This is a genomic window from Paenibacillus sp. LjRoot153 (assembly GCF_964253085.1).
GTDB lineage: Bacteria > Bacillota > Bacilli > Paenibacillales > NBRC-103111 > Paenibacillus_E.
Genome location: NZ_CAXUQH020000001.1, coordinates 7,677,501 through 7,701,951, shown reverse-complemented (window position 1 = coordinate 7,701,951; position 24,451 = coordinate 7,677,501). Strand labels below are relative to the sequence as shown.

The following is a 24,451-nucleotide window of genomic DNA, read 5'->3' as shown; positions in this document are numbered from 1 at the left end:
AACTAATAGTCACTCTAAGGAGGAATCGTTTAAAATGGCAAAGGCTAAATTTGAACGTAATAAACCGCATGTTAACATCGGTACTATCGGTCACGTTGACCATGGTAAAACAACTTTGACAGCTGCTATCACTACAGTATTGTCCAAAAGATACGGTGGAGCTGCAGTAGCATTCGACCAAATCGATAAAGCACCAGAAGAGCGCGAGCGCGGTATCACAATCTCCACAGCTCACGTTGAGTACGAAACACCTAACCGTCACTACGCACACGTAGACTGCCCAGGACATGCTGACTATGTTAAAAACATGATCACTGGTGCTGCTCAAATGGACGGCGCTATCCTAGTTGTTTCCGCAGCTGATGGCCCTATGCCACAAACGCGTGAGCACATTCTTCTTTCCCGTCAAGTAGGCGTACCATACATCGTGGTATTCCTTAACAAATGTGACATGGTTGAAGACGAAGAGTTGCTTGAATTGGTTGAGATGGAAGTTCGCGACCTTCTTAACGAATATGAGTTCCCAGGCGATGATACTCCAATCATCCGTGGAGCAGCTCGTGAAGCTCTTCAAAACCCAGATGGTCCTTGGGCTGACAAAATCATCGAGTTGTTCGAGCAAGTTGATACTTACATCCCAACTCCTGAGCGTCAAACAGACAAACCTTTCCTTATGCCAGTTGAGGATGTATTCTCAATCACTGGTCGTGGAACAGTTGCAACTGGTCGTGTTGAGCGTGGTACAGTTAAAGTACAAGAAGAAGTTGAAATCGTTGGTATCGCTGAAGAAACTCGTAAATGCATCGTAACTGGTGTAGAGATGTTCCGTAAATTGCTTGATTCCGCTCAAGCTGGTGACAACATTGGAGCATTGCTTCGTGGTGTTGATCGTAAAGATATCGAGCGTGGACAAGTTCTTGCGAAACCAGGTTCAGTTAAACCACACACAAACTTCACAGCACAAATCTACGTTCTAACTAAAGAAGAGGGTGGCCGTCATAAGCCTTTCTTCACTGGTTACCGTCCACAGTTCTACTTCCGTACAACTGACGTAACGGGTATCATCTCCCTTCCAGAAGGTACTGAGATGGTTATGCCAGGTGATAACATCACAGTTACTGTAGAACTAATCAACCCAATCGCAATCGAAGAAGGAACACGCTTCGCGATTCGTGAAGGCGGACGTACAGTTGGTGCGGGCGCGGTTGCTACAATTCAAAAATAATCTCTCTTTGAGAGATAGAAACATCCATCGATTTATCGGTGGATGTTTTTTCGTTTATAGGATAACCGCGGCTAAGATAATGAAGCTCTACTGCTAAGATCGAATGGAAACAGAATGCAGTGGTTTTAATAATAATCTTTTATTATAATGTAGAAACGGATTCAGAAAACGACAGCGGATTGTTACTTATATAGAAGAGAAAATCACGTGTAAATAAATATGTGTGTTTGCCTAAAATTTCACTTGCTTTTCGTTTTATAATTTTATATAATATTAAACGTTGGTCTGTGACGTTGCGATGATGCGAAAGGTTGCCGACACACCAGGCCCCTTTGCCATGGGGATGGCTGTTGGAGAATTTTCGCGGAGTATGTCCGATAATAAATTGGGCGATAGAAGGAGGGACTTTTAAATGGCAAAGCAAAAAATTCGTATCCGTTTGAAGGCTTATGATCACAGAATTATTGATCAATCAGCTGAGAAAATCGTGGAAACTGCCAAGCGTTCCGGTGCAGGTGTATCCGGTCCGATTCCGCTTCCGACAGAGAAGCAAATCATCACGATTCTTCGTGCGGTGCACAAGTACAAGGATTCGCGTGAGCAATTCGAAATGCGTACGCATAAGCGTCTAATCGATATTGTGAATCCAACACCACAAACAGTTGATGCTCTAATGCGTCTAGACTTACCGTCTGGCGTTGACATCGAGATCAAACTGTAAAACAACTATAGAGTTAACAATGGAAGGAAATGAGGTGTCAACGATGAAAGGTATCTTAGGGAAAAAACTTGGGATGACACAGTTGTTTACTCCGGAGGGTAATGTTGTTCCGGTAACTGTCATTCAAGCAGGACCATGTGTGGTACTGCAAAAGAAAGATGTGGATAACGATGGTTATGAGTCGATCCAAATCGGTTTTGATGATGTAAAAGCTAGCCGTATCATTAAACCAGAGCTTGGCCATGCGAAAAAAGCAGGGGCAACGCCTAAGCGCTACGTTAAAGAAATTCGTGGCATTCAGTTGGGTGACTATGAAGTAGGTCAAGAACTGAAGGCAGATCTGTTCGCAGAGGGCGAATTCGTTGATGTAACGGGTACTTCCAAAGGTAAAGGTTTCCAAGGTAACATCAAAAGACATAACCAATCCACTGGGCCAATGGCACACGGATCACGTTATCACCGCGGACCAGGTTCGATGGGTTCCATTCAAGCAAACCGCGTTCCTAAAGGTAAAAAATTGCCAGGACATATGGGTAACGAAACGGTAACATTGCAAAATCTTCAAATTATTAAAGTAGATGCTGAGCGTAATGTATTGCTAGTTAAAGGTTCCATTCCGGGTCCTAAAAACAGCTACGTTAGCGTGAAGTCTGCTGTGAAAAAGTAAGAAAGGAGGAAGACAGATGCCAAAAGTAGCTTTATATAATGTAACAGGTGCTCAGGTAGGAGAAATTGAACTGTCTGACGTTGTTTTCGGAATTGAGCCTCACGTTCATGCGATTCACGAAGCTGTTCTTTTACAACAAGCAGCTGTGCGTCAAGGAACTCACAAAACAAAAGGTCGTTCAGAAGTTCGCGGCGGTGGTCGTAAACCTTGGAAACAAAAAGGTACAGGTCGTGCGCGTCAAGGTAGTATTCGTGCTCCACAGTGGAAAGGCGGCGGTACCGTATTCGGACCAACTCCTCGTAGCTATGGTTTCAAATTGCCAAGAAAAGTTCGTCGCTTAGCGATCAAATCCGCTTTGTCCTCGAAACTTATCGATAACAACTTGATCGTTCTGGATCAACTTCAATTGAATGCTCCGAAAACGAAAGAATTCGTTGCTATTTTGAACAACCTGAAAGTAGATACAAAAGTACTAGTTGTAGGCGTACCTAACGACTCCAATGTAGCGTTATCTGCTCGTAATATCCCAGGTGTGAAATTTGTTGCTGCTGATGGAGTTAACGTTCTTGATGTCATGCTTTATGACAAATTGATCTTAACACAAGAGGCTGTACAGAAAGTTGAGGAGGTGCTTGCACAATGAAAAATCCACGCGACATTATCAAGCGCCCGATCATCACTGAGCGTACAAGCGACCTAATGGCTAACAAAAAGTATGTTTTCGAAGTGGATCTTCGCGCTAACAAAACAGAAATTAAACAAGCTATCGAAGCAATCTTCAAAGTGAAAGTTACAAATGTAAACACACTCAGAATGCCAGCTAAGCCTAAACGTTATGGCAAACACTCTGGTTACACTTCCATCTGGAAGAAAGCTATCGTGTCCCTAAGCGCTGAAAGCAAAGAATTGGAATTCTTCGAAACGGTATAACCCATTTCTTGAAGTAAGGAGGAAACAGAGTGCCAATTAAAAAATACAAACCAACCTCACCAGCTCGTCGTGCGATGTCGGTTTCTACTTTTGAAGAAATCACAACATCAACACCCGAGAAATCATTGCTTGCTCCTTTGTTCAAGCATGCTGGTCGTAACAACCAAGGTAAAATTACGGTTCGTCACCACGGTGGTGGACACAAACGTAAATACCGTATTATCGATTTCAAACGTACTAAAGATGGAATACCAGGACGCGTTGCTACAGTTGAGTACGATCCTAACCGTTCCGCGAACATCGCATTGATTCATTATGCTGATGGCGAGAAAAAATACATCATCGCTCCTAAAGGTCTTAAAGTGGACGATCGTATCGTATCTGGACCACAAGCAGATATCAAAGTAGGTAATGCTCTTCCATTGGAAAACATTCCAGTTGGTACAGTTATCCACAACATTGAGTTGAAACCTGGTAAAGGTGCACAATTAGTGCGCGCAGCTGGTACTGAAGCTCAATTGCTTGGTAAAGAAGAATCATACGTTACAATTCGCCTTTCATCCGGTGAAGTTCGTAAAGTACTAAAAGTTTGCCGCGCAACAATCGGTTCTGTTGGTAACGAAGATCACGAGCTAGTGAAAATCGGTAAAGCAGGACGTAATCGTTGGAAAGGCAATCGTCCTCAAGTTCGTGGGGTTGTTATGAACCCGAATGATCACCCACACGGTGGTGGTGAAGGACGCGCACCAATCGGACGTAAATCACCTATGTCTCCATGGGGTAAACCGACGCTTGGTTTCAAAACTCGTAAAAAAGGTAAAGCATCCGATAAATACATTGTACGTCGTCGTACGAAGTAATCTAGGATATAGACATTCTCTTGAGGTTCAAGGAAGGGAGGAACACCCATGGGTCGCAGCTTAAAGAAGGGTCCATTTATCGATGGTCACTTACTGAAAAAAGTAGAAGACTTAAACACTTCTGGCAAGAAATTAGTTGTCAAAACGTGGTCCCGTCGTTCTACAATTTACCCGCAATTCGTTGGTCACACTTTCGGAGTATATGACGGAAGAAAACACGTGCCAGTATATGTAACGGAAGATATGGTTGGGCATAAGCTTGGTGAATTTGCTCCAACACGTACGTATAAAGGTCACGATGACGATAAGAAAACCGGAAAACGTTAATTCATTTTTAACCGAGAGGAGGTACTACCATGCAAGCTAAAGCAATATTGAACCACGCTCGGATTGCTCCTCGTAAAGCAAAGCTAGTTGTTGACTTGATTCGGGGAAAAGCGGTAGGTGAAGCGATCGCAATTTTGCGTCATACACCAAAAGCAGCTTCTCCAATTCTGGAGAAACTATTGAATTCCGCAATTGCCAATGCAGAGCATAACTATTCATTAGATCCAAACAAACTTGTTGTTTCCGAGACTTTCGTAAATCAAGGGCCAACAATGAAAAGATTCCAACAACGTGCAATGGGCCGCGCTAGCGCGATCAAAAAACGTACCAGCCACATCACAATCGTGGTATCTGAAAAATAAGGAGGGGTAACGTGTGGGTCAGAAAGTACACCCGATAGGTTTTAGAATTGGTGTCATTCGTGATTGGGAGTCCAAATGGTTCGCAGAAAAAGATTTCGGAACTCTGCTGCTTGAAGACGTCAAAATCCGCGAATACTTAAAGAATAAACTTAAAGATTCTGCAGTTTCCCATATCGATATCGAGCGCGCGGCTAACCGTGTTAACGTAACGATTCATACTGCTAAACCAGGAATGGTAATTGGTAAAGGCGGAGCTGAAGTTGAAGTTATTCGTAACTACATCGCAGCTATGTCGAACAAAAAAGTTCATATCAACATTTCTGAAATCAAACACCCTGATCTTGATGCTATCCTAGTAGCTGAAGCAGTTGCACTTCAATTAGAGCGTCGCGTTTCTTTCCGTCGTGCTATGAAGCAAGCAATGCAAAGAACTATGAGATCCGGAGCAAAAGGTATCAAAGTTGCAACTAGCGGACGTCTTGGCGGTGCTGAGATTGCTCGTACGGAAGGATATAGCGAAGGAACTGTTCCACTTCATACACTTCGTGCGGATATCGACTATGGTACGGCTGAGGCAGCCACTACTTATGGACGTATTGGTGTAAAAGTATGGATTTATCGTGGAGAAGTGCTTCCGACAGCTAAGAAAAAGGCTCAGCCGGAAGGAGGAAATTAAATCATGTTAGTACCTAAACGTGTAAAACACCGTAAAGAACACCGCGGTAACATGAAAGGTCGCGCTAAAGGCGGAACGGAAGTTGCTTTTGGCGAATATGGTCTGCAAGCGGTAGAACCGGCTTGGGTTTCCAACCGTCAAATCGAAGCAGCACGTATTGCCATGACACGTTACATCAAACGTGGTGGTAAAGTATGGATTAAAATTTTCCCAGCAAAACCAGTTACACAAAAGCCGCTTGAAGTTCGTATGGGTAGTGGTAAAGGTAGCGTGGAAAAATGGGTTGCCGTAGTAAAACCGGGCAAAATTTTGTTTGAACTTGCGGGTGTAAGCGAAGAGGTTGCTCGTGAAGCAATGCGTCTTGCGGCTCACAAGCTTCCAATCAAAACGAAGTTCGTGAAAAGAGAAGAAGTAGGCGGTGAAGCAAATGAAGGGTAGTGAATTCCGGAACTTAACCACTGCTGAAATCGAGCAAAAAGTTAATGGTTTTAAAGAAGAACTCTTTAACCTCCGTTTTCAACTAGCTACTGGTCAATTGGACAACCCGACTCAGATTCGTGATTTGCGTAAAGAGATCGCTCGTGCCAAGACTATTTTGCGTGAAAGAGAACTGGGTATTGGGTAACCAAATCTAGAAGGGAGTGTTCCTTAGATGGCTGAACGTAACGATCGTAAAGTTCTGATCGGTAAAGTTGTCAGCGATAAAATGGATAAAACCATTGTTGTTGCTGTTGAAACTTACAAAAAACATGAACTCTACCATAAAAGAATTAAATCTACAAAAAAATTCAAAGCACATGATGAAAACAACCAAGCTAAGATTGGTGACACTGTGAAAATCAGTGAAACTAGACCGTTGTCCAAAGATAAAAGTTGGAGATTGGTTGAAATTCTTGAAGTGGCAGTTGTTATCTAATATTCTAGATATGAACCCCGAAAGGAGGGAATACGATGATTCAACCATTTACTCGTTTGGCTGTCGCTGACAACTCAGGTGCGAAACAATTAATGTGTATCCGCGTTTTGGGTGGTACTGGTCGTCGCGTTGGTCACATTGGTGATTTGATCGTATGTTCAGTAAAAGAAGCAACACCAGGTGGCGTTGTCAAAAAAGGTGACGTTGTTAAAGCAGTTATCGTTCGTACGAAGAGCGGTGCTCGCCGTAAAGACGGTTCATATATCTCATTTGATGAGAATGCAGCTGTTATCGTGAAAGAAGATAAAAGCCCACGTGGTACTCGTATCTTCGGACCAGTTGCTCGCGAACTTCGCGATAGAGACTTCATGAAGATCGTATCCTTGGCTCCAGAAGTTATCTAAGACGTGTTACGATGTTGTTTTCCATTGTGGAGAACCCCAGGAGGTGTAGAAGCTAATGCCAAGACTTAAAAAGAGACTAGAATCTCATAACAATAAATTGCACGTGAAAAAAGACGATACTGTTTTCGTTATCACTGGCAAAGACAAAGGTAAGAAAGGCCGCGTTATCGCTGCTTACCCTCGTCAAAATCGTGTTCTTGTTGAAGGTGTAAACATGGTTAAGAAACATGCGAAACCATCCCAACTTAACCCACAAGGCGGTATCTTGAATCAAGAAGCTGCGATCCACGTTTCTAACGTGATGCTGATTGATCCTAAGAGCGGCAAACCTACTCGCGTAGGATACAAAGTATTGGATAACGGAACGAAAGTTCGTATCGCGAAAAAATCCGGCGAAGTTATCGACTAATACACACATGTATGGAAAGGAGGAAACTAAGTCATGACAGTAAGATTGAAAGATCGTTACTTGAACGAGATTACACCAGCTTTAATTCAAAAGTTCAACTACACGACAGTTATGCAAGTACCGAAAATTGAGAAAGTTGTAATCAACATGGGTGTTGGTGAGGCTGTTTCAAACTCCAAAGTACTTGATACTGCAGTAGAAGATCTTCAAAAGATCTCTGGTCAAAAACCAGTTGTAACTAAATCCAAAAAAGCGATCGCAGGTTTCAAACTTCGCGAAAACATGCCGATTGGTGCGAAAGTAACTCTTCGCGGCGAGCGTATGTACCACTTCTTGGACAAATTATTTAACGTATCACTTCCACGTGTACGTGACTTCCGCGGTATTTCCAACAAAGCATTTGATGGTCGCGGTAACTACACGCTTGGTTTGAAAGAACAACTCATTTTCCCTGAAATTGAGTATGATAAAATCGATAAAGTTCGTGGTATGGATATTGTTATCGTAACGACGGCTAAGTCCGACGAGGAAGCTCGCGAGCTTTTAACACAACTCGGAGCGCCTTTCGTAAAATAGGTTACCAGTCGTACCTATCAGGAGGTGTTATATTAAGTGGCAAAAACTTCGATGAAAGTCAAACAACAACGTACCCCGAAGTTTAAAGTGCAAGCATACACACGTTGTGAGCGCTGCGGACGTCCGCATTCAGTGCTTCGCAAGTTCAAAATTTGTCGGATTTGTTTCCGCGAATTAGCACACAAAGGTCAGATTCCAGGCGTGAAAAAAGCAAGCTGGTAATCACCCTATTTTCGGGAAGGAGGTTTACACAAAATGGTCATGTCAGATCCAATTGCAGATATGCTAACACGCATTCGTAATGCGAACATCGTACGTCATGAGACAGTTGAAATCCCAGCTTCTAAAGTGAAGAGGGAAATTGCTGAAATCCTTAAAAAAGAAGGATTTATCCGTGATGCTGAGTACGTTCAAGATAGCAAACAAGGTATCATTCGTTTGTTCCTGAAATATGGTTCAAACAATGAGCGTGTTATCTCTGGTTTGAAAAGAATTTCGAAACCAGGTCTACGCGTTTATACAAAATCACAAGAAGTCCCTCGTGTTCTGGGCGGTTTAGGGATTGCCATCATCTCCACGTCTCAAGGAGTTATGACGGATAAAGATGCTCGTCAATCCAAAGCTGGCGGAGAGGTTATCTGCTACGTTTGGTAATACAATTGTAATTGAATGGAGGTGCAAACATGTCTCGTATTGGTCGTAAGCCAATCACCATTCCAAGTGGTGTAAATGTAACACTAGACAATACTCAAATCACGGTTAACGGTCCTAAAGGATCCTTGTCCCGTGAACTTCATAAAGATATGAAAATCAGTGTTCTAGAAAACGAGATTTCTGTTGAGCGTCCTTCCGATAACAAGCTCCACCGTTCCCTGCATGGTACAACACGTAGTGTTGTTGCCAACATGGTAAGTGGTGTTACGGAAGGGTTCACGAAATCTTTGGATCTAGTAGGCGTAGGTTACCGTGCAAACAAAAGCGGTGACAAATTGGTTCTTAACGTTGGGTACTCCCATCCAGTTGAAATCAATCCTGAAAACGGCATTGAGTTCGATGTTCCAACGAACACGAAAATCATCGTTAAAGGTATTGATAAAGAGCTAGTTGGCGCAATGGCAGCGAAAGTTCGTTCCGTACGTGAACCAGAGCCGTATAAAGGTAAAGGTATCAAGTATGAAGGCGAACGCATTCTTCGTAAAGAAGGTAAAGCTGGTAAGAAGAAATAAGATCGAAAGATCGCGGGTAATAGCTAAGAGTTTTCTGATGAAAACTTGCTACGTAAGCATAAGCCTCGCATCATAAGATGATGAAAGGAGTGTAAGTATAGATGATTACTAAAAGCGATAAAAATAAAGCTCGTCTGAAAAGACACCTTCGTGTTCGTAAGAAAATTGAAGGAACAACTCTTCGCCCACGTTTGAACATCTTCCGTTCTTCCAAACATATGTATGCTCAATTAATCGATGATACAACTGGTGTAACAATCGTTGCAGCTTCGACTCAAGATAAAGAGCTTAAAAGTGAAATTGGTAACGGTGGTAACGTTGAAGCTGCTCGTAAAGTTGGCGCATTAATCGCAGCACGTGCGAAAGAAAAAGGTTTAGACAAAGTGGTTTTTGACCGCGGTGGATACCTTTATCATGGACGTGTTCAAGCATTAGCTGACGCAGCTCGTGAAGCTGGTCTTGAATTCTAGAAATACATTAATAAGGAGGTAAAAGACTTGCGTGTAGATCCTAATACTTTAGAGCTAACAGAAAAAGTCGTAAATATTAATCGCGTAGCTAAAGTAGTAAAAGGCGGACGTCGTTTCAGCTTCAGCGCACTTGTTGTCGTTGGCGATGGCAATGGCTGGGTTGGTGCAGGAATCGGTAAAGCTTCCGAAGTTCCAGATGCAATCCGTAAAGGCATTGAAGATGCGAAAAAGAACTTGATTCATGTTCCTATCGTAGGCACTTCGATTCCTCACCTTGTTACTGGTAAATTTGGCGCGGGACGCGTTCTATTGAAACCAGCATCCCAAGGTACAGGAGTTATCGCAGGCGGACCAGTTCGTGCAGTACTTGAACTTGCTGGTGTAGGCGATATCTTGACAAAATCCCTAGGTTCATCGAACTCCATGAACATGGTTAACGCTACGCTTGAAGGCTTAAGCCGCTTGAAAAAAGCGGAAGAAGTTGCAAAGCTTCGTGGTAAAACTGTTCAAGAGCTATTAGGTTAGGAGGGGTATACATGGCTAAACAATTACAAGTTACCCTAAAACGCAGCTTGATCGGCCGCCCTGAAACGCAACGCATTACTGTGAAAACACTTGGTCTTCGCAAGATTAACCAAACTGTTCTTCACCAAGATAATGCTGCAATCAGAGGTATGGTTAACCAAGTAAGCCATTTGGTAGAAGTTAAAGAAATCGAAGCATAGAAATACGAATTTAAGATCTAGAGGAGGTGTGCAACGATGAAGTTACATGAGCTAAGTTCTGCTACTGGCGCTCGTAAATCACCTAAGCGTGTTGGACGTGGAACAAGTAGTGGTATGGGTAAAACATCAACTCGCGGACACAAAGGTCAAAACGCACGTTCCGGTGGAGGCGTTCGTCCAGGATTTGAGGGTGGACAAAACCCATTGTACCGTCGTTTACCTAAACGTGGATTCACGAACCGTTTCCGTACGGAGTACGCGATCGTTAATCTTGAAGACTTGAACAATTTCGCAGCTGGTACTGAAGTTACTCCAGAAGTATTAATGGAGACTGGTATTGTTAAAGCTCCTAAAGACGGTATTAAGATTTTAGGAAACGGTGAAATCACAGTAAAATTAACCGTTAAAGCGAATAAGTTCTCTCAATCAGCGATTGAGAAAATCCAAGCTGCCGGCGGTCAAACCGAGGTGATTTAATGTTCAATACCATAGCCAACATCTTCAAAGTAGAAGATTTACGCAGAAGGATTCTCTTCACGCTTATCTTGCTAATCGTCTACCGTTTGGGTGCCTTTATTCCGGTTCCAAACATTAATACAGATGTTCTGAAACTTCAAGATCAAGCGAATCAGAGCGATGTCTTTGGTTTGCTTAACACGTTCTCCGGCGGTGCGCTCTTCCAATTCTCCATCTTCGCGATGGGAATTATGCCTTATATCACGGCTTCGATCATTGTTCAGCTTTTGTCCATGGATGTAATCCCGCGCTTCGCGCAGTGGGCAAAAGAAGGAGATGTCGGAAGAAAGAAAATGACGCAGGTGACTCGTTACGGTACGATTGTTCTAGGGTTGATTCAAGCTTTCGGACTATCAATTGGCTTTAACCGCCTATACAGTGGTTTGGTCATTGATGCTGGGTTTACAACTTTCGCATTAATCGCTATCGTGTTGACAGCTGGTACAGCTTTCTTGATGTGGCTAGGTGAGCAAATCACGGAATACGGGATTGGTAACGGTATTTCCATTATCATCTTTGCTGGTATCGTTTCTGCGATTCCAACAAGCATACAACAAATTTACAAATCACTCTTTGCAACCGATGGAGCCCTGTTCCTGAACATTGTGAAACTGATCATTATTGCTTTAGTTGTTATCCTGATTATTGCTGGCGTTATATTCGTACAACAAGGTGTTCGTAAGATACCTGTACAATATGCGAAGCGAGTAGTTGGTCGTAAAATGTATGGTGGGCAAACAACACACATTCCACTTAAAGTGAATGCTGCTGGTGTTATCCCTGTAATCTTCGCATTATCACTTTTGATGTTTCCTCCAACCATTGCAAGTTACTGGAGAGGGAATGTAGTCGCAGAATGGATTATTAACAACTTGAGTATTAACCAAACTGCACCATTAGCGATTGTACTGTATGTACTGTTGATTATCGGTTTCACCTACTTCTACACCTTCGTACAAATTAATCCAGTTCAAATGGCTGATCAGATGAAAAAGAATGGCGGATACATACCAGGTATCAGACCAGGTAAAACGACGTCGACTTATCTGACACGCGTAATGACTAGAATTACTCTTTCTGGAGCTTTGTTCCTTTCAGCAATATCTATTCTTCCAATGTTATTTGGAGGACTTGCTGGATTGCCTAGTTCGGTTCAAATAGGTGGTACATCTTTGCTTATCGTAGTAGGCGTTGGTCTTGAGACAATGAAGCAAATCGAGAGCCAATTGATTAAGCGTCATTACAAAGGGTTCATCAATAAATAGCTAATAGGTACTGATGGGGCAAGTTCTGCGACATCGGCACCTATTGTGCTGTTCGTAATGCCGAGTGCGATGGGGAGGTTTTAATTGTGAACGTAATATTTATGGGGCCTCCTGGTGCAGGCAAAGGTACGCAAGCAGAGAAAATCGTTTCTGAGTTTCAGATTCCTCATATTTCAACTGGCGATGCATTTCGCGCAGCAATGAGCCAAGGTACACCAATGGGTATCGAAGCTAAAGGATATGTAGATAAGGGGCTTCTTGTTCCTGATGAAATTACGAACGGTATTGTGAGAGAGCGTCTTGCCCAACCGGATTGCGATAAAGGATTTTTGCTGGATGGGTTTCCTAGAACGGTAGCTCAAGCTGATGCATTGTCTGAAATCGTTGATTCACTTGGTAAGAAGATTGAGGTCGTAATCAATCTAGCTGTTGATCGCAGTTATCTGTTAGCACGACTAACTGGCCGAAGAATTTGTAAATCCTGTGGTTCTACGTATCATGTCATCTTCAACCCACCTCTGCAAGAAGGCGTATGCGATAAATGTTCCGGTGAGTTGTACCAACGATCTGATGATACGGAAGAGAAAGTCGGAACACGTTTGGATGAATACATCAACAAAACGGCTCCGCTTCTGGATTACTACCAAAAGAGGGAATTATTGCGTGAGGTTAACGGGGAACAAGACATTCATGCGGTAACCGAACAAATTAGCTCACTGCTACGAGGTCTAGCGTAATGATCATTTGTAAGTCCGAGGTTGAACTAGACCTAATGCGAGAAGCTGGTCGTATCGTAGCCGAAACGCACCGCTTATTGGCAAGGGCGATTCGTCCGAACATTACAACGAAAGAACTTGATCAGATCGCAGAGGAATTCATTCGCAGTCAGGGAGCAATTCCATCTTTCAAAGGTTACAATGGTTTTCCTGGGAGCATTTGTGCTTCAGTCAACGAAGAATTAGTTCATGGTATTCCTGGTCCAAGAAAGCTAGTTGAGGGCGACATTATCAGTATTGATATTGGTGCTCAATATAAAGGTTATCATGGAGATTCTGCTTGGACATATCCTGTCGGTGAAATTTCTGAAACAGCTCAGCGCTTGTTGACTGTGACAGAAGAGTCACTCTATCGAGGCATTGCAGAAGCTAAACCGGATGCTAGACTCTACACGTTGTCGCATGCAATCCAAACTTGTATTGAAGACGCAGGCTTCTCCGTGGTTATAGAGTATGTCGGTCATGGTATTGGAACGGATCTTCACGAAGAACCACAAATTCCGAACTATGGTATACCTGACAAAGGTCCTCGACTCAAACCAGGCATGGTCCTAGCCATTGAACCCATGGTGGTTGTTGGCGAAAGATTTGTCCAAACACTCGAAGACGATTGGACTGTAGTCACTTCAGATCGTACGCTATGTGCTCATTTCGAACATACGGTTGCCATAACGGCAGCTGGTTATGAAATACTAACTTTGCCTAGATCGTAGGTGAACTGAGTGGATAGTAAGATTCCGCAAGTGGGTCAAATCGTAAAGGTGCTTCGCGGTAGAGATCCCGGAGAATATGCGGTCGTGATTGGTATTGAAGATCATCGTTTTGTCTGGCTTGCCGACGGCGATCATCGTAAATTCGATCAACCGAAGAAGAAGAACCTGAATCATCTTCATTTACAAGAAACGATTAGCAGTGAAGTAGCGTCAAGCATTAGGGAAACTGGTCGTGTGACTAATGGGAAATTGCGCTTTGCAATCGCCAAATTCGTTGAACTTATGCAAGTTGAAGCACAAGAGAAAGGAGAATGACTGTGGCCAAAGAAGATGTAATTGAAGTAGAAGGTACAGTGATTGAACCTCTTCCGAATGCAATGTTTAAAGTTGAATTGGAAAATGGTCATAAAATCCTAGCCCATGTTTCAGGAAAGATCAGAATGCATTTTATTCGCATTTTGCCTGGAGATAAGGTTACCGTAGAATTATCGCCTTATGATTTGACGAGAGGCCGTATAACCTACCGTTTCAAATAAATGTTCGGCTTAGAAGTAATACTCTCTCAAGGCGTATGCTTACGAAGCAAGTTTTCTAACGAAAACGCAACATGGTTGCTTACGATAAAAAGGAGGGCTTAAAATGAAAGTAAGACCGTCAGTAAAACCGATTTGTGAAAAATGTAAAGTTATTCGCCGTAAAGGTAATGTAATGGTAATTTGTGAAAACCCTAAGCACAAACAAAAACAAGGTTAAAAGGAGGTGCATTCTGTAGATGGCACGTTTAGCTGGAGTTGACTTACCTCGTGACAAACGAGTTGTAATCGCGTTGACTTACATTTTCGGTATCGGCACTACAACTGCTCAGAAAATCATTGCTTCCACAGGTATCGATGCGAGTACTCGCGTTCGTGACTTGACTGAAGATGAAGTGAGCAAAATCCGTGATGTAATTGACAAAACCCTTAAAGTAGAAGGCGATCTTCGCCGTGAAATTTCCCTAAACATCAAACGTCTAATCGAAATCGGATCCTACCGTGGTCTTCGTCACCGCCGTGGTCTTCCTGTTCGTGGTCAACGTACTAAAACTAATGCTCGTACACGTAAAGGTCCTCGTCGTACAGTAGCTAATAAGAAGAAATAATAAAGGGGGTTAGAGCTAATGGCAAAACCTAAAAAAGTCGTCCGTACGAAACGTCGTGACCGGAAAAATATTGAGAGCGGTGTAGCACACATCCGTTCAACATTTAACAACACGATCGTAACGATCACGGATCCGCATGGTAACGCAATTTCTTGGGCAAGTTCAGGAAACCTTGGATTCAAAGGTTCCCGTAAAAGCACTCCTTTCGCAGCACAAATGGCAGCTGAAAAAGCAGCTAAAGCAGCAATGGAGCACGGCTTGAAAACTGTTGAAGTTATGGTTAAAGGTCCAGGCGCTGGCCGCGAAGCAGCAATCCGCTCTTTGCAAGCAGCAGGTCTTGAAGTAAACCTGATTAAAGACGTGACGCCGGTTCCTCATAATGGCTGCCGTCCTCCAAAACGTCGTCGCGTATAATTCAGGATCACTTTGTAGTATAATTATTCCAAAATCGTGAATAATGGTTTGAAGGATAGGCATACTATGAAATTTTCAACGAAGTATCCAGAGGGAACCGACGTATTGAATGGAGGGTACATTTCATGATCGAAATCGAAAAGCCAAAAATAGAAACTGTAGCATTAAGTGAAGATGGCGCTTATGGTAGATTTATCATTGAGCCGTTGGAGCGTGGCTACGGTACAACCTTAGGAAACTCACTACGTCGTATCTTACTGTCCTCTTTACCGGGGGCAGCAGTAACCTCTGTCCAAATCGATGGCGTTTTGCACGAATTTTCAACGATTCCTGGCGTGCTTGAGGATGTTACGGAAATTATCCTCAATCTTAAAGGATTATCGTTGAAGATTCACTCCGATGAGGAGAAAGTGCTAGAAATTGATGCAGAAGGAGAAGGTAATATTACAGCGGCTGATATCCGCGGTGATAGTGATGTTGAAATCCTTAACCCGGATCTACACATCGCTACCTTGTCTCCAGATGCACGTCTTCACATGAGGATTCATGCGGGCAGAGGGCGCGGTTACGTCCAATCAGACAAAAATAAGCATGAAGAGCAACCAATTGGTGTAATACCAATTGATTCGATCTACACGCCTATTACTCGGGTAAACTACGCTATTGAGAATACTCGCGTCGGCCAAGTGACTAACTATGATAAGTTGACCCTCGAAGTGTGGACCGATGGAAGTATTCGTCCAGAAGAAGCAGTAAGCTTGGGCGCTAAAATCTTAACTGAACATTTGCTCTTGTTCGTCGGTTTGACGGATGAAGCAAAAGACGCTGAGATCATGGTTGAAAAAGAAGAAGATAAGAAAGAAAAAGTTCTTGAGATGACGATCGAAGAACTAGACCTTTCCGTTCGCTCTTACAACTGTCTCAAACGTGCAGGGATTAATACCGTACAAGAGCTGATTACCAAAACAGAAGAAGACATGATGAAAGTTCGGAACTTAGGTCGCAAATCCCTTGAAGAAGTTCAAGAGAAGCTCGAAGAGCTGGGTCTGGGTCTACGTACCGAGGAATAATCTTGTCAGAAGGAGGTTAACTCAATGAACTACAGAAAATTGAACCGCGATTCCAGTAATCGTAAAGCATTATTTCGTGATCTGGTAACGGATCTGTTCATACATGAGCGCATTCAAACAACAGAAGCAAAAGCTAAAGAAATTCGTTCAATCGCTGAGAAGTTAATTACTCTTGCGAAACGCGGAGATCTTCACGCACGCCGTCAGGTTGCTGCTTTTGTTCGTAGAGAAGCTGCTAACGAAAATCAAGATGCGATTCAAAAACTATTCTCTGATTTGGCTACTCGTTACTCCGAGCGTCCAGGCGGATACACGCGTATCCTTAAACTGGGACCACGCCGCGGTGACGCAGCACCAATGGTTTACCTAGAGCTAGTAGATCGCGCATAGAAGACGGATGGGAAAGGGTGGACGGAATCACTAGATTCTGGTGAAGCCCTTTTTTTGCAGTCTTGGATCGCATTCTAGTGCTATGAGTTGCGTAAGCAACTCATGCTAGGTAGAAAGGATGACTCATGGAGGAACAAGCCTTGAGAAATCTACGTTTTACCATAAGCTATGATGGTTCATCTTATTCTGGCTTCCAGATACAGCCTAGATCCGACACGGTGCAATACCGTTTAGAACAGGCAGTGTTCTTGTTGACAGGTGAGACGGTGAAAGTCATATCATCAGGGCGTACAGATGCCGGTGTTCATGCGAAAGCGCAAGTTATTAATTTTACAACGAGTTCTAAGATTCCAGTAGAACGTTGGTGTTTAGCTCTAAATGCTAGACTACCCAGGGACATCGTTGCACATACTGCAGAAGAAGTTCTCCCTACTTTTCACTCTCGCAAAGCCGCGAAACGTAAAACCTATTGTTATACAATTCGTTCGGCGCGCTTCCCTGATGTCTTTCACCGCAACTTCGAGTATCATCACCCCACGCATTTAAATGTGGAAGCCATGAGAGAGGCGCTCCCTTGTTTGCTAGGTGAGCATGATTTTACTTCGTTTTGCACAGTGAGAACGGATAAGGAAATCAAAGTGAGAACCTTATATGAGGTACGTATGGAGACGGAATCGGATCAGTTGTTGGCGACAGGTAAAGTAGAACGTATCCGGTTAATCATAACGGGGAATGGTTTTCTTTATAACATGGTCAGGATCATCGTAGGGACGTTAATACAGATCGGTGAGGGTAAGAGACCACCTAGCGATATGCAACGTGTTCTCGAGGCCAGAGATCGCTCTCAAGCGGGTCCTACAGCTGAAGCCATGGGATTAACCTTATGGAAAGTCGACTATTAAAAAGTTGTCATCACTACTTGATTATTAAGACGTTATCGTGTAAAATATAACTTGGCGTTTCGTGATCGGCTACCCCACAGCCCCTGATCACAAATGGCCATAACTATCCATCGCTTATGAATAAATGACAACTATAACTTATGTATTTCAGATATATTTTTAGGAGGATTAAGCATGCGCACCACATATATGGCTAAGCCAAATGAAGTAGAGCGTAAATGGTACATTGTTGACGCTGCAGGCCAAACACTTGGCCGTCTTGCAAGTGAAGTTGCTAGCATTATCCGCGGTAAGCACAAACCGGAGTTCACTCCACACGTAGATACTGGTGATTTCGTTGTTGTTATCAATGCTTCCCAAATTAAGCTTACTGGTAAGAAAATGCAAAACAAAATGTACTACCGTCACTCTTTGTACCAAGGTGGTTTGAAAGTGACTTCCGCTCAGGATCTACTTAACAGTAAGCCTGATCGTATGATCGAATTCGCAGTTCATGGTATGCTTCCTAAGAACCGTCTAGGCGACAGCTTGAAAACTAAGCTTAAAGTCTACGGTGGAGCAGAGCATCCGCACCAAGCACAACTACCAGAAGTCTGGAATCTTCGCGGTTAATATAAGGAGGAACGTTTCGTGGCACAAGTTCAATATTATGGAACGGGTCGTCGTAAACATTCGGTAGCGCGTGTTCGCTTAATACCGGGTGAAGGACGCATCATCATCAATAAACGTGATCTAGATGAGTATTTCGGTCTAGAAACATTGAAGCTAATCGTTAAACAACCACTTGCTCTAACTGAAACTATCGGTCAATACGATGTTCTAGTTCTTGCAAATGGCGGCGGAATCAGCGGACAAGCTGGCGCAATTCGTCACGGTATCTCCCGTGCATTGTTGAAAGCTGATCCGGAATACCGTGGATCCTTGAAAAAAGCTGGATTCCTAACACGTGATTCCCGTATGAAAGAGCGTAAAAAGTACGGATTGAAAGCAGCACGTCGTGCTCCTCAATTCTCCAAACGTTAAGATATTGTGCCTTTGGCACGCAAGAAAAACCTTTTCGGCTCATGGCTGGATAGGTTTTTCTTTTTTTTTATGCTTTCAATGTTCTAATTTTAGTCCTGAAGAAGAAGTTAATACCAAAATGATAAAAAGTCATTGACACCCTGTGGAAGTCAGATATAATAAAATATAAATCATACAATAACAGTCGGGATTATCGACTATTGGAGGAATCGTACGATGAATCTATTTGAAAAAGAAGCATTTGTAACGAAAGCTGCGGAAGAATTCGAAAATCAATCGCCTGAAGCCATATTGAAACTTGCAGTTGAGACGTTCGGAAGTTTGACCCTAGCTTGTAGTTTTGGAGCTGAAGATGTTGTGCTTGTTGACATGCTTCAAAAGATTAATCCTAACGTTGATATTTTTTACTTGGATACAAATGTCCATTTCGACGAAACGTATGAAACGAAAGATCGTCTTGAGAAGCACTATGGTACGAAATTCATTCAAGTTTTACCTAAACTTACGCTCGAAGAGCAAGCGGAGAAATTTGGCGATGAGCTTTGGAAAAGCGATGCGAACCAATGCTGCAACATTCGTAAAGTTGATCCACTTACAGATATTCTTAAAAATTACGATGCGTGGATTACTGGTATTCGCCGCGATCAAGCACCTACTCGTGCTAACGCAAAAAAAGTGGAGTATGATGTTAAATTTGGCTTGATCAAATTCAATCCTTTAGCTAATTGGACATCGGAAGATGTTTGGCAATATATTCGTGATAATGACGTTATTTATAATCCACTTCATGATCGTAATTACCCAAGTATTGGTTGCACGCATTGCACACGTCAAGTTGCAGAAGGTGAAGATCCACGCGCAGGACGTTGGGCAAGTATTGAGAAAACGGAATGTGGTTTACACAAGTAAATGGTGACTCTTCAGTTCTAGAATAGAATTATGGAGATACTTGAAAAAGGTTGGAAGACTGTCGTTGGTTTCCAAACACGTAATTCGGTTTTCTTAGGTGTATCACCCAGCTGGAATGCATTATGCAGGGCCTCGTGAAGCGATTCTACATTCGATTGTATGTAGAAACTATGGTTGCACGTATTTCTTCGTAGGACGCGATCACGGGGGCGTAAGTGACTACTATGGGTTATGAAGTTTAAGAGAACCTGAATATCAAGTGTTTGTTTGGTATATTTGTCCACCCTGTCCCATATAGATGTTACAGAGTCTATAGGGGAACAGAGGTGGATTTTTTATGCGTAAAAGGAAGAAGAGGTTGGTGGTATGGCTGACCTTTCACAGTAGTCTGAAGCTAATGCTTTCAGCCATGCTGGTTGCATTGGTTGTTTTTATTTATGCGTACGAGCTTCCTACAACGAAGACCTGGTCAGATTGGACGCTCCCTTTATCGGGTAAGACAATTGCGCTAGACGCGGGTCACGGGGGACCAGATGGTGGGGCGGAAAGCAAGGATGGCATCATCGAGAAAGATATCAATTTAGCCATTACCTTAAGGCTACGCGATTATTTGCAACAAGCCGGTGCGGTCGTTGTTTTAACGAGAGAAACGGATACGGATCTAGCGGAGTCTGGCACAAAAGGTTATAGCAAACGTAAGACGCAGGATCTCCACAACCGCGCAGACTTGATTCAGAACAATAATGCGGATATGTTTTTGAGTATCCATTTGAACAGTATTCCTTCTGATAAATGGAGAGGCGCACAAACGTTCTATTATTTAAATAATCCCGATAATCCTAACCTAGCGGCACTCATTCAGGCCGAACTTAGGCGTAATTTAGAAAATACCGATCGTGTCGCTAAGTTGGCTGATAAGACCGTGTATCTTTTAAAAACGTTGAAAATCCCAAGCGCACTCGTTGAGGTAGGCTTTCTATCAAATCCAGAAGAGGCTAAGTTGTTAGCGGATGAGAACTATCAGAAGATGTTGGCAGCTTCTGTGTATCAAGGGATTTTGAGATATTATGCAGGTGAAAAAGTGGGTTCTTCTTCATAATGTGTTATAATAAAAGCCGCGAAGACAATGTCCCAATAAAGGTGTGATGTGGCTATGGTACATAAAGATCAAATTCTTGAAGCGTTGAATACGCTAATAGAACCTCAGTTCAATAAAAGTGTAGTGGAATTAAATTTGATTCGTGATGTAATGGTGAAGGAAGATACGGTATCCTTAAGCTTGATCGTAGTAACCGAGGATGAAGGATACAAGGTGCAAGCTAAAGCATTCATTCAACAATCTTTAGCAAATATAGGGGTTCCTCAAGTTCATATCCGGTTTAGATTGATGACGGACCATGAGCGGAGTCGTTTGGAAGGATCCTCACAGCAGCCGGATACAGATACGCAGAAGCCAGTTCAACCTCCGATCCAGCAGCCCATTCTTGGACAATCCTCTACGGTTGAGTTTATCGCCGTTGCTAGTGGCAAAGGTGGCGTTGGTAAATCAACTGTCACTGTTAATCTAGCAGTCGCATTGGCTCGTAATGGGAAAAAGGTAGGGATCATTGATGCGGATATTTATGGATTTAGTATTCCGGATATGATGGGGATTGAAGAACAGCCGCAGCTCGTAGAAAACGTGATTATTCCTGTTGAGAAATTTGGGGTAAAAGTGATATCGATGGGGTTCTTTGTCCAAGACAATGCACCTGTTGTATGGCGTGGACCAATGCTAGGGAAAATGTTACGCAACTTCTTCAATGAAGTAAATTGGGGAGATGTGGAATACATTCTCCTAGACCTTCCGCCAGGTACAGGCGATGTCGCACTAGATGTGCATCAGCTCATTCCGCAAAGTAAAGAGATCATTGTTACGACACCGCATGCTACAGCGGCATTTGTAGCGGCTAGAGCTGGTGCGATGGCCATTCAAACGAATCATGAAATCTTGGGTATCGTTGAGAATATGTCCTACTATGAAAGTAAGGATGGCAGCATTGATCACATTTTTGGTAAAGGTGGAGGTGCAAAGCTTGCTGAAGATCTTCACAGTGAGTTATTAGCGCAAATCCCATTAGGAGCTCCTGATAACCATATATCTGAAAAGGATTACTCGCCATCTGTGTATAAAGCAGAATCCAAAGCAGGGCAAATTTATTTGGAAATAGCGGATCGGTTGATTGCGAAGCTAGATAAATAATTTAAAAAGGAAGAGGAAGCAGATGTGATCTGCCAACTCTTCCTTTTCGTTTAAGAATCAGAACCTCCATCTTTCTTCTCATCACCTTGTTTATCGGAGTCTCCTGAAGATTCATCCTTCTGCTTTTCATCCCCGCCTTCTTCTTTTTTATCTCCTTCTTTCGCTTTATCTTGACTTTTCTCTGTGCTCTTAGCGGAAGGCATTTGATCAGGTTTGCTTTGTTGCGCGATCGCAGACTTAAGTAATTCAACCATTTGTGCTCTGAAAAGCGGGCTTTGGATGGATTCTTCCATGACTGTCATCATTTGTTGGCGATATGGTGCTGTTTTCATAACATCTAGAACCATCTTCTCATAATCTGGATTTTTCATAACATCAATTAGTGATTTTTGGTAGGTAGGGTCCTTGAGCAATTCTTTGAACATCTGTTTGGTTTCTTTTTGGATCGCCGTGGCAAAATCACCTGCGAACTTAGGATCCTTCATCATATCAGTCAAAAACATATTATTTTCCTTAGCAGTCAGTACATCCTTGACAGCCATTTGAAGCTGAAGGGACTCATTGGCGGATAAAAGCTTAATTTGTGATTGACCTGCAACGCTATTGGCGCCAACATCTCCATTCATGATACTTCGATTTGCAGCACTTATTGCTTTCTTACCATCATCTGATTTCAGAATATCGAGGATCATCGTCTTTTGTTCTTTATACGTGTTGGCTTGTGATTGGCCTTGAGAAGAGTTATCTGTACCACAAGAAGCGAGAAGAAAAGCCAATGAAATAGCCGGTAGGACCTGAAGCTTTCTAAGTCTTGTTTTTAACATAACTACATGCTCCCTTCCCTTAACTTTAATGGTCTTAGTATGTGTGGTTAGGGTCAGAATATTAGGGGACATTATTGGCTTTTTATCGCAAAGGTTGGTACAATTAACAATTAGAGTTGATGTGTGGAGGTAATTAAACGTGACATTGCGTAAATGGTTTCACTTATTTTGGACAACATTACTATTAGGGATTGTAGTTTCTACTGGGGTTGGACTTATCCTTCAATTTTCAGACAAAGAATTTTCTGTAATGGGCTTATCGGCGGTTGGATTTAATTTGATCAATATGATTCTCGGTGGAGCTACTATAAGTGTATTGAGTCAAATGGGCTTCTTCGCATATTTAATTGTTAGGTTCATTGCAGTTGGTATTATACGATCCAAAACAGTGTGGGACTTATTACAGCTTGCCGTTGTTATTGTTGTTTTATTCGACCTTGTCTACTTGAGGAAAACGAATTTTAACAGCTCAGAATCGCTGCTTGGATATTTCATCTTGCCTGTTTGCTTATTAGTGATTTCTTTAGCAGTAAGTTATTGGAAGGTGAAAATGACGAATCGGAATGCATTCATTCCTACATTATTCTTCATGACAGCAGTTACTGTGCTTGAGGCTGTACCAGCATTGAAATTGGATAATGCGGCATCAAGTCTATTTATGTTGGCACCTTTATTCGTCTGTAATGCATGGCAAATTCTTACCCTACATAAAATATTGGATAACAAAAAGAGCTAATTTAAATTAGCTCTTTTTTTCAAATCTATTCATACATATTAATGAATTTGTTTCATAGCTTGATCCTCGACAGGGGTTGTCTCCACCTGGGTTTGCTTAATGAGCTCACTTACGTTAACGAACTGGTAACCCTTTTCTCGTAGTTGTTGGATGATGGCTGGCAAAGCCTCATGTGTTTGTTGGGAGGAGTCGCTCGCATGGAGAAGGACGATATCGCCGGGGTGCGCCTTGCTTACTACACGGTTTACAAGGGTGTCGACGCCTTTATTAAGCCAATCCTGAGAGTCGGTATCCCATTGGATGACAGAATAGCCAAGATCATCGGCAATGCGTAACACGCGTTTGTCAAAGTCGCCATTAGGAAGACGGATGAGGTTGGGCTCCTTACCAATTAATTCTGTTAAAATACTATGTGCAGTAGAAATTTCGTTTCTTATTTCCTCTTCGCTCAGGCTACTGTAATTGTCAAATTTATTCCCGTGACTGCCAATTTCGAAGCCGTAGCTTTTGATATGTGAGACAATGTCGGGATGACTCTTACTCCAAGGTGAAGATAAGAAGAAAGTAGCATCCTTAACGCCATTGTCCTTTAAGATTTTCAAGATCGGTTCAGCCCGGTTATCCCCCCAGGAGATGTCAAAGGTAAGAGCGATAACCTTCTTTTCAGTCTGTACGCTGTAAATAGCCGAAGGTTCGGAGTTCATGAAGACAGATACGTTACTTTGTTCGGAATATACAATGGCCGCGGAGAAGATGATGGCAAGAGCAATGAATAAATATTGCTTAAATTTGCGTGCGTTGATTACAAAAAAATAGTTCATAAACAGCTTGTACCTCCTTTATGTCAAGCTATAGATAAGCTTGTATAACCTTTAGTAAATAATGTATGCTCGTACACAAGGTACTTATGCTTCCGAAATTGGAGGAATTACAAAATGAATTTTCCAGCATTGCTTAGACATTTTAAAGAAATGAAGCATTACTTTATTGTAGTTGTTCTCGTATTTGGATTTAGCTTTTATATGGGGTGGGCAAA

General features: G+C 42.6%; 42 protein-coding genes and 1 pseudogene (1 of these 43 running past the window's edge). 41 read left to right on the top strand and 2 right to left on the bottom strand.

Annotation, left to right across the window (positions count from 1 at the left end; genetic code table 11):
- Positions 1-34 precede the first annotated feature (34 nt).
- The 39 genes and pseudogenes from tuf to ACSQ8P_RS33280 all read left to right on the top strand — a co-directional run bounded on the left by tuf (position 35) and on the right by ACSQ8P_RS33280 (position 21,855).
- The gene (gene tuf, locus ACSQ8P_RS33470; protein ID WP_028557497.1) at positions 35-1,225 is read left to right on the top strand and encodes an elongation factor Tu; all 1,191 of its coding nucleotides are present in this window, start codon (positions 35-37) and stop codon (positions 1,223-1,225) included.
- A 412-nt stretch (positions 1,226-1,637) separates the two neighbouring features.
- On the top strand, positions 1,638-1,946 hold the full coding sequence (rpsJ, locus tag ACSQ8P_RS33465) for a 30S ribosomal protein S10 (protein ID WP_028557496.1): 309 nt from the start codon (positions 1,638-1,640) through the stop codon (positions 1,944-1,946).
- A 43-nt stretch (positions 1,947-1,989) separates the two neighbouring features.
- Positions 1,990-2,613 (top strand): 50S ribosomal protein L3, encoded by a 624-nt coding sequence (rplC, locus tag ACSQ8P_RS33460; protein ID WP_056618299.1) that lies wholly within the window; start codon positions 1,990-1,992, stop codon positions 2,611-2,613.
- 16 nt (positions 2,614-2,629) lie between these two features.
- Positions 2,630-3,256, top strand: a complete 627-nt coding sequence (gene rplD / locus ACSQ8P_RS33455; RefSeq protein WP_056618294.1) for a 50S ribosomal protein L4 — start codon at positions 2,630-2,632, stop codon at positions 3,254-3,256.
- Positions 3,253-3,543 (top strand): 50S ribosomal protein L23, encoded by a 291-nt coding sequence (rplW, locus tag ACSQ8P_RS33450; protein ID WP_056618288.1) that lies wholly within the window; start codon positions 3,253-3,255, stop codon positions 3,541-3,543. Before rplD ends, rplW begins: the two co-directional genes overlap by 4 nt.
- Before the next feature lie 29 nt (positions 3,544-3,572).
- Entirely contained in the window at positions 3,573-4,403 is an 831-nt protein-coding gene (gene rplB, locus ACSQ8P_RS33445) for a 50S ribosomal protein L2 (protein ID WP_056618285.1), read from the top strand.
- A gap of 48 nt (positions 4,404-4,451) precedes the next feature.
- On the top strand, positions 4,452-4,730 hold the full coding sequence (gene rpsS / locus ACSQ8P_RS33440; protein WP_028557491.1) for a 30S ribosomal protein S19: 279 nt from the start codon (positions 4,452-4,454) through the stop codon (positions 4,728-4,730).
- 29 nt (positions 4,731-4,759) lie between these two features.
- On the top strand, positions 4,760-5,092 hold the full coding sequence (rplV, locus tag ACSQ8P_RS33435) for a 50S ribosomal protein L22 (protein WP_028557490.1): 333 nt from the start codon (positions 4,760-4,762) through the stop codon (positions 5,090-5,092).
- Between the two features lie 13 nt (positions 5,093-5,105).
- A complete protein-coding gene (rpsC, locus tag ACSQ8P_RS33430; RefSeq protein ID WP_028557489.1) occupies positions 5,106-5,768 on the top strand; it encodes a 30S ribosomal protein S3 in 663 nt (220 codons plus the stop codon).
- Between the two features lie 3 nt (positions 5,769-5,771).
- The gene (rplP, locus tag ACSQ8P_RS33425; protein ID WP_028557488.1) at positions 5,772-6,206 is read left to right on the top strand and encodes a 50S ribosomal protein L16; all 435 of its coding nucleotides are present in this window, start codon (positions 5,772-5,774) and stop codon (positions 6,204-6,206) included.
- Positions 6,196-6,393, top strand: coding sequence for a 50S ribosomal protein L29 (rpmC, locus tag ACSQ8P_RS33420; protein ID WP_028557487.1), 198 nt, complete (start codon positions 6,196-6,198; stop codon positions 6,391-6,393). Before rplP ends, rpmC begins: the two co-directional genes overlap by 11 nt.
- Positions 6,394-6,420: 27 nt before the next feature.
- Positions 6,421-6,684, top strand: coding sequence for a 30S ribosomal protein S17 (gene rpsQ / locus ACSQ8P_RS33415; RefSeq protein WP_436239092.1), 264 nt, complete (start codon positions 6,421-6,423; stop codon positions 6,682-6,684).
- 35 nt (positions 6,685-6,719) lie between these two features.
- Entirely contained in the window at positions 6,720-7,088 is a 369-nt protein-coding gene (rplN, locus tag ACSQ8P_RS33410; RefSeq protein WP_028557485.1) for a 50S ribosomal protein L14, read from the top strand.
- 55 nt (positions 7,089-7,143) lie between these two features.
- The gene (gene rplX, locus ACSQ8P_RS33405; protein ID WP_081787661.1) at positions 7,144-7,497 is read left to right on the top strand and encodes a 50S ribosomal protein L24; all 354 of its coding nucleotides are present in this window, start codon (positions 7,144-7,146) and stop codon (positions 7,495-7,497) included.
- A 33-nt stretch (positions 7,498-7,530) separates the two neighbouring features.
- Complete coding sequence (rplE, locus tag ACSQ8P_RS33400; RefSeq protein ID WP_057313451.1) at positions 7,531-8,073, top strand: 50S ribosomal protein L5; 543 nt, start codon at positions 7,531-7,533, stop codon at positions 8,071-8,073.
- A gap of 36 nt (positions 8,074-8,109) precedes the next feature.
- On the top strand, positions 8,110-8,295 hold the full coding sequence (locus ACSQ8P_RS33395; RefSeq protein ID WP_029196455.1) for a type Z 30S ribosomal protein S14: 186 nt from the start codon (positions 8,110-8,112) through the stop codon (positions 8,293-8,295).
- 33 nt (positions 8,296-8,328) lie between these two features.
- Positions 8,329-8,727 (top strand): 30S ribosomal protein S8, encoded by a 399-nt coding sequence (gene rpsH, locus ACSQ8P_RS33390; RefSeq protein WP_028557481.1) that lies wholly within the window; start codon positions 8,329-8,331, stop codon positions 8,725-8,727.
- Positions 8,728-8,756: 29 nt separating this feature from the next.
- Positions 8,757-9,299, top strand: a complete 543-nt coding sequence (gene rplF, locus ACSQ8P_RS33385) for a 50S ribosomal protein L6 (protein ID WP_436239091.1) — start codon at positions 8,757-8,759, stop codon at positions 9,297-9,299.
- Positions 9,300-9,400: 101 nt separating this feature from the next.
- Positions 9,401-9,769 carry a 50S ribosomal protein L18 gene (gene rplR / locus ACSQ8P_RS33380; RefSeq protein ID WP_056618280.1) on the top strand — a complete coding sequence of 123 codons (369 nt, stop codon included), beginning with the start codon at positions 9,401-9,403 and terminating at the stop codon, positions 9,767-9,769.
- A gap of 27 nt (positions 9,770-9,796) precedes the next feature.
- The gene (rpsE, locus tag ACSQ8P_RS33375; RefSeq protein ID WP_056618277.1) at positions 9,797-10,294 is read left to right on the top strand and encodes a 30S ribosomal protein S5; all 498 of its coding nucleotides are present in this window, start codon (positions 9,797-9,799) and stop codon (positions 10,292-10,294) included.
- Between the two features lie 11 nt (positions 10,295-10,305).
- Positions 10,306-10,494 carry a 50S ribosomal protein L30 gene (gene rpmD, locus ACSQ8P_RS33370; protein ID WP_056618272.1) on the top strand — a complete coding sequence of 63 codons (189 nt, stop codon included), beginning with the start codon at positions 10,306-10,308 and terminating at the stop codon, positions 10,492-10,494.
- 36 nt (positions 10,495-10,530) lie between these two features.
- Positions 10,531-10,971: a 50S ribosomal protein L15 gene (rplO, locus tag ACSQ8P_RS33365; protein ID WP_056618269.1), complete on the top strand. Its 441-nt coding sequence runs from the start codon at positions 10,531-10,533 to the stop codon at positions 10,969-10,971.
- Positions 10,971-12,275, top strand: a complete 1,305-nt coding sequence (gene secY / locus ACSQ8P_RS33360) for a preprotein translocase subunit SecY (RefSeq protein WP_436239090.1) — start codon at positions 10,971-10,973, stop codon at positions 12,273-12,275. The genes rplO and secY overlap by 1 nt, the downstream gene beginning before the upstream one ends.
- An 86-nt stretch (positions 12,276-12,361) precedes the next feature.
- Complete coding sequence (locus ACSQ8P_RS33355) at positions 12,362-13,012, top strand: adenylate kinase (RefSeq protein ID WP_436239089.1); 651 nt, start codon at positions 12,362-12,364, stop codon at positions 13,010-13,012.
- Entirely contained in the window at positions 13,012-13,764 is a 753-nt protein-coding gene (map, locus tag ACSQ8P_RS33350; protein WP_436239088.1) for a type I methionyl aminopeptidase, read from the top strand. Before ACSQ8P_RS33355 ends, map begins: the two co-directional genes overlap by 1 nt.
- A 9-nt stretch (positions 13,765-13,773) precedes the next feature.
- The gene (locus ACSQ8P_RS33345) at positions 13,774-14,079 is read left to right on the top strand and encodes a KOW domain-containing RNA-binding protein (protein WP_274318823.1); all 306 of its coding nucleotides are present in this window, start codon (positions 13,774-13,776) and stop codon (positions 14,077-14,079) included.
- Between the two features lie 2 nt (positions 14,080-14,081).
- Complete coding sequence (gene infA / locus ACSQ8P_RS33340; protein WP_009676800.1) at positions 14,082-14,300, top strand: translation initiation factor IF-1; 219 nt, start codon at positions 14,082-14,084, stop codon at positions 14,298-14,300.
- A 103-nt stretch (positions 14,301-14,403) separates the two neighbouring features.
- Positions 14,404-14,517, top strand: a complete 114-nt coding sequence (rpmJ, locus tag ACSQ8P_RS33335) for a 50S ribosomal protein L36 (RefSeq protein ID WP_003333770.1) — start codon at positions 14,404-14,406, stop codon at positions 14,515-14,517.
- Positions 14,518-14,536: 19 nt separating this feature from the next.
- The gene (rpsM, locus tag ACSQ8P_RS33330; RefSeq protein ID WP_028557471.1) at positions 14,537-14,905 is read left to right on the top strand and encodes a 30S ribosomal protein S13; all 369 of its coding nucleotides are present in this window, start codon (positions 14,537-14,539) and stop codon (positions 14,903-14,905) included.
- 18 nt (positions 14,906-14,923) lie between these two features.
- Complete coding sequence (gene rpsK, locus ACSQ8P_RS33325; protein WP_028557470.1) at positions 14,924-15,319, top strand: 30S ribosomal protein S11; 396 nt, start codon at positions 14,924-14,926, stop codon at positions 15,317-15,319.
- A gap of 125 nt (positions 15,320-15,444) precedes the next feature.
- Entirely contained in the window at positions 15,445-16,389 is a 945-nt protein-coding gene (locus ACSQ8P_RS33320) for a DNA-directed RNA polymerase subunit alpha (RefSeq protein ID WP_056618255.1), read from the top strand.
- A gap of 24 nt (positions 16,390-16,413) precedes the next feature.
- Positions 16,414-16,779: a 50S ribosomal protein L17 gene (gene rplQ / locus ACSQ8P_RS33315; protein ID WP_057304263.1), complete on the top strand. Its 366-nt coding sequence runs from the start codon at positions 16,414-16,416 to the stop codon at positions 16,777-16,779.
- A 140-nt stretch (positions 16,780-16,919) separates the two neighbouring features.
- On the top strand, positions 16,920-17,681 hold the full coding sequence (gene truA, locus ACSQ8P_RS33310) for a tRNA pseudouridine(38-40) synthase TruA (RefSeq protein ID WP_436239087.1): 762 nt from the start codon (positions 16,920-16,922) through the stop codon (positions 17,679-17,681).
- A 174-nt stretch (positions 17,682-17,855) separates the two neighbouring features.
- Positions 17,856-18,293 carry a 50S ribosomal protein L13 gene (gene rplM / locus ACSQ8P_RS33305; protein ID WP_029196440.1) on the top strand — a complete coding sequence of 146 codons (438 nt, stop codon included), beginning with the start codon at positions 17,856-17,858 and terminating at the stop codon, positions 18,291-18,293.
- Between the two features lie 18 nt (positions 18,294-18,311).
- A complete protein-coding gene (rpsI, locus tag ACSQ8P_RS33300) occupies positions 18,312-18,704 on the top strand; it encodes a 30S ribosomal protein S9 (protein ID WP_028557465.1) in 393 nt (130 codons plus the stop codon).
- Between the two features lie 216 nt (positions 18,705-18,920).
- The gene (locus ACSQ8P_RS33295) at positions 18,921-19,613 is read left to right on the top strand and encodes a phosphoadenylyl-sulfate reductase (RefSeq protein ID WP_436239086.1); all 693 of its coding nucleotides are present in this window, start codon (positions 18,921-18,923) and stop codon (positions 19,611-19,613) included.
- 97 nt (positions 19,614-19,710) lie between these two features.
- Positions 19,711-19,842, top strand: a pseudogene (gene sat, locus ACSQ8P_RS33290) (sulfate adenylyltransferase); the annotation flags it as partial.
- Positions 19,843-19,950: 108 nt separating this feature from the next.
- The gene (gene cwlD, locus ACSQ8P_RS33285) at positions 19,951-20,712 is read left to right on the top strand and encodes an N-acetylmuramoyl-L-alanine amidase CwlD (RefSeq protein WP_436239085.1); all 762 of its coding nucleotides are present in this window, start codon (positions 19,951-19,953) and stop codon (positions 20,710-20,712) included.
- Positions 20,713-20,766: 54 nt separating this feature from the next.
- Positions 20,767-21,855 carry a P-loop NTPase gene (locus tag ACSQ8P_RS33280; protein ID WP_436239084.1) on the top strand — a complete coding sequence of 363 codons (1,089 nt, stop codon included), beginning with the start codon at positions 20,767-20,769 and terminating at the stop codon, positions 21,853-21,855.
- 50 nt (positions 21,856-21,905) lie between these two features.
- Here ACSQ8P_RS33280 and gerD read toward each other — a convergent pair whose 3' ends face one another.
- Entirely contained in the window at positions 21,906-22,679 is a 774-nt protein-coding gene (gene gerD / locus ACSQ8P_RS33275) for a spore germination lipoprotein GerD (protein ID WP_436239083.1), read from the bottom strand.
- Between the two features lie 139 nt (positions 22,680-22,818).
- Here gerD and ACSQ8P_RS33270 point away from each other — a divergent pair, with 139 nt between their 5' ends.
- On the top strand, positions 22,819-23,415 hold the full coding sequence (locus ACSQ8P_RS33270) for a KinB-signaling pathway activation protein (RefSeq protein ID WP_436239082.1): 597 nt from the start codon (positions 22,819-22,821) through the stop codon (positions 23,413-23,415).
- Positions 23,416-23,453: 38 nt separating this feature from the next.
- Here ACSQ8P_RS33270 and pdaB read toward each other — a convergent pair whose 3' ends face one another.
- Positions 23,454-24,236 (bottom strand): polysaccharide deacetylase family sporulation protein PdaB, encoded by a 783-nt coding sequence (pdaB, locus tag ACSQ8P_RS33265; RefSeq protein WP_436239081.1) that lies wholly within the window; start codon positions 24,234-24,236, stop codon positions 23,454-23,456.
- 114 nt (positions 24,237-24,350) lie between these two features.
- Between pdaB and ACSQ8P_RS33260 the strand changes: the two genes are divergently transcribed.
- Positions 24,351-24,451 carry the 5' end (the start) of a stage II sporulation protein M gene (locus ACSQ8P_RS33260; RefSeq protein WP_436239080.1) on the top strand. It continues 511 nt past the right edge of the window, so the window shows 101 of its 612 coding nt (coding positions 1-101); its start codon is at positions 24,351-24,353; the stop codon falls past the right edge of the window.

Excerpts from the sequence above, each read along its gene's own strand:
- rplP (WP_028557488.1), top strand. The coding sequence starts at position 5,772 with ATGTTAGTACCTAAACGTGTAAAACACCGTAAAGAACACCGCGGTAAC.
- ACSQ8P_RS33295 (WP_436239086.1), top strand. The coding sequence starts at position 18,921 with ATGAATCTATTTGAAAAAGAAGCATTTGTAACGAAAGCTGCGGAAGAA.
- rplE (WP_057313451.1), top strand. The coding sequence starts at position 7,531 with ATGACAGTAAGATTGAAAGATCGTTACTTGAACGAGATTACACCAGCT.
- rplX (WP_081787661.1), top strand. The coding sequence starts at position 7,144 with ATGCCAAGACTTAAAAAGAGACTAGAATCTCATAACAATAAATTGCAC.
- rpsQ (WP_436239092.1), top strand. The coding sequence starts at position 6,421 with ATGGCTGAACGTAACGATCGTAAAGTTCTGATCGGTAAAGTTGTCAGC.
- map (WP_436239088.1), top strand. The coding sequence starts at position 13,012 with ATGATCATTTGTAAGTCCGAGGTTGAACTAGACCTAATGCGAGAAGCT.
- rplF (WP_436239091.1), top strand. The coding sequence starts at position 8,757 with ATGTCTCGTATTGGTCGTAAGCCAATCACCATTCCAAGTGGTGTAAAT.
- rplC (WP_056618299.1), top strand. The coding sequence starts at position 1,990 with ATGAAAGGTATCTTAGGGAAAAAACTTGGGATGACACAGTTGTTTACT.
- rplN (WP_028557485.1), top strand. The coding sequence starts at position 6,720 with ATGATTCAACCATTTACTCGTTTGGCTGTCGCTGACAACTCAGGTGCG.
- rplO (WP_056618269.1), top strand. The coding sequence starts at position 10,531 with ATGAAGTTACATGAGCTAAGTTCTGCTACTGGCGCTCGTAAATCACCT.
- tuf (WP_028557497.1), top strand. The coding sequence starts at position 35 with ATGGCAAAGGCTAAATTTGAACGTAATAAACCGCATGTTAACATCGGT.
- rpsM (WP_028557471.1), top strand. The coding sequence starts at position 14,537 with ATGGCACGTTTAGCTGGAGTTGACTTACCTCGTGACAAACGAGTTGTA.
- rplD (WP_056618294.1), top strand. The coding sequence starts at position 2,630 with ATGCCAAAAGTAGCTTTATATAATGTAACAGGTGCTCAGGTAGGAGAA.
- rpmC (WP_028557487.1), top strand. The coding sequence starts at position 6,196 with ATGAAGGGTAGTGAATTCCGGAACTTAACCACTGCTGAAATCGAGCAA.
- ACSQ8P_RS33280 (WP_436239084.1), top strand. The coding sequence starts at position 20,767 with ATGGTACATAAAGATCAAATTCTTGAAGCGTTGAATACGCTAATAGAA.
- rpsK (WP_028557470.1), top strand. The coding sequence starts at position 14,924 with ATGGCAAAACCTAAAAAAGTCGTCCGTACGAAACGTCGTGACCGGAAA.
- rplV (WP_028557490.1), top strand. The coding sequence starts at position 4,760 with ATGCAAGCTAAAGCAATATTGAACCACGCTCGGATTGCTCCTCGTAAA.
- cwlD (WP_436239085.1), top strand. The coding sequence starts at position 19,951 with ATGCGTAAAAGGAAGAAGAGGTTGGTGGTATGGCTGACCTTTCACAGT.
- pdaB (WP_436239081.1), bottom strand. The coding sequence starts at position 24,236 with ATGAACTATTTTTTTGTAATCAACGCACGCAAATTTAAGCAATATTTA.
- rpsJ (WP_028557496.1), top strand. The coding sequence starts at position 1,638 with ATGGCAAAGCAAAAAATTCGTATCCGTTTGAAGGCTTATGATCACAGA.
- gerD (WP_436239083.1), bottom strand. The coding sequence starts at position 22,679 with ATGTTAAAAACAAGACTTAGAAAGCTTCAGGTCCTACCGGCTATTTCA.
- rplW (WP_056618288.1), top strand. The coding sequence starts at position 3,253 with ATGAAAAATCCACGCGACATTATCAAGCGCCCGATCATCACTGAGCGT.
- rplR (WP_056618280.1), top strand. The coding sequence starts at position 9,401 with ATGATTACTAAAAGCGATAAAAATAAAGCTCGTCTGAAAAGACACCTT.
- rpmD (WP_056618272.1), top strand. The coding sequence starts at position 10,306 with ATGGCTAAACAATTACAAGTTACCCTAAAACGCAGCTTGATCGGCCGC.
- rpsS (WP_028557491.1), top strand. The coding sequence starts at position 4,452 with ATGGGTCGCAGCTTAAAGAAGGGTCCATTTATCGATGGTCACTTACTG.
- rpsH (WP_028557481.1), top strand. The coding sequence starts at position 8,329 with ATGGTCATGTCAGATCCAATTGCAGATATGCTAACACGCATTCGTAAT.
- rplM (WP_029196440.1), top strand. The coding sequence starts at position 17,856 with ATGCGCACCACATATATGGCTAAGCCAAATGAAGTAGAGCGTAAATGG.
- secY (WP_436239090.1), top strand. The coding sequence starts at position 10,971 with ATGTTCAATACCATAGCCAACATCTTCAAAGTAGAAGATTTACGCAGA.
- ACSQ8P_RS33320 (WP_056618255.1), top strand. The coding sequence starts at position 15,445 with ATGATCGAAATCGAAAAGCCAAAAATAGAAACTGTAGCATTAAGTGAA.
- rplQ (WP_057304263.1), top strand. The coding sequence starts at position 16,414 with ATGAACTACAGAAAATTGAACCGCGATTCCAGTAATCGTAAAGCATTA.
- rpmJ (WP_003333770.1), top strand. The coding sequence starts at position 14,404 with ATGAAAGTAAGACCGTCAGTAAAACCGATTTGTGAAAAATGTAAAGTT.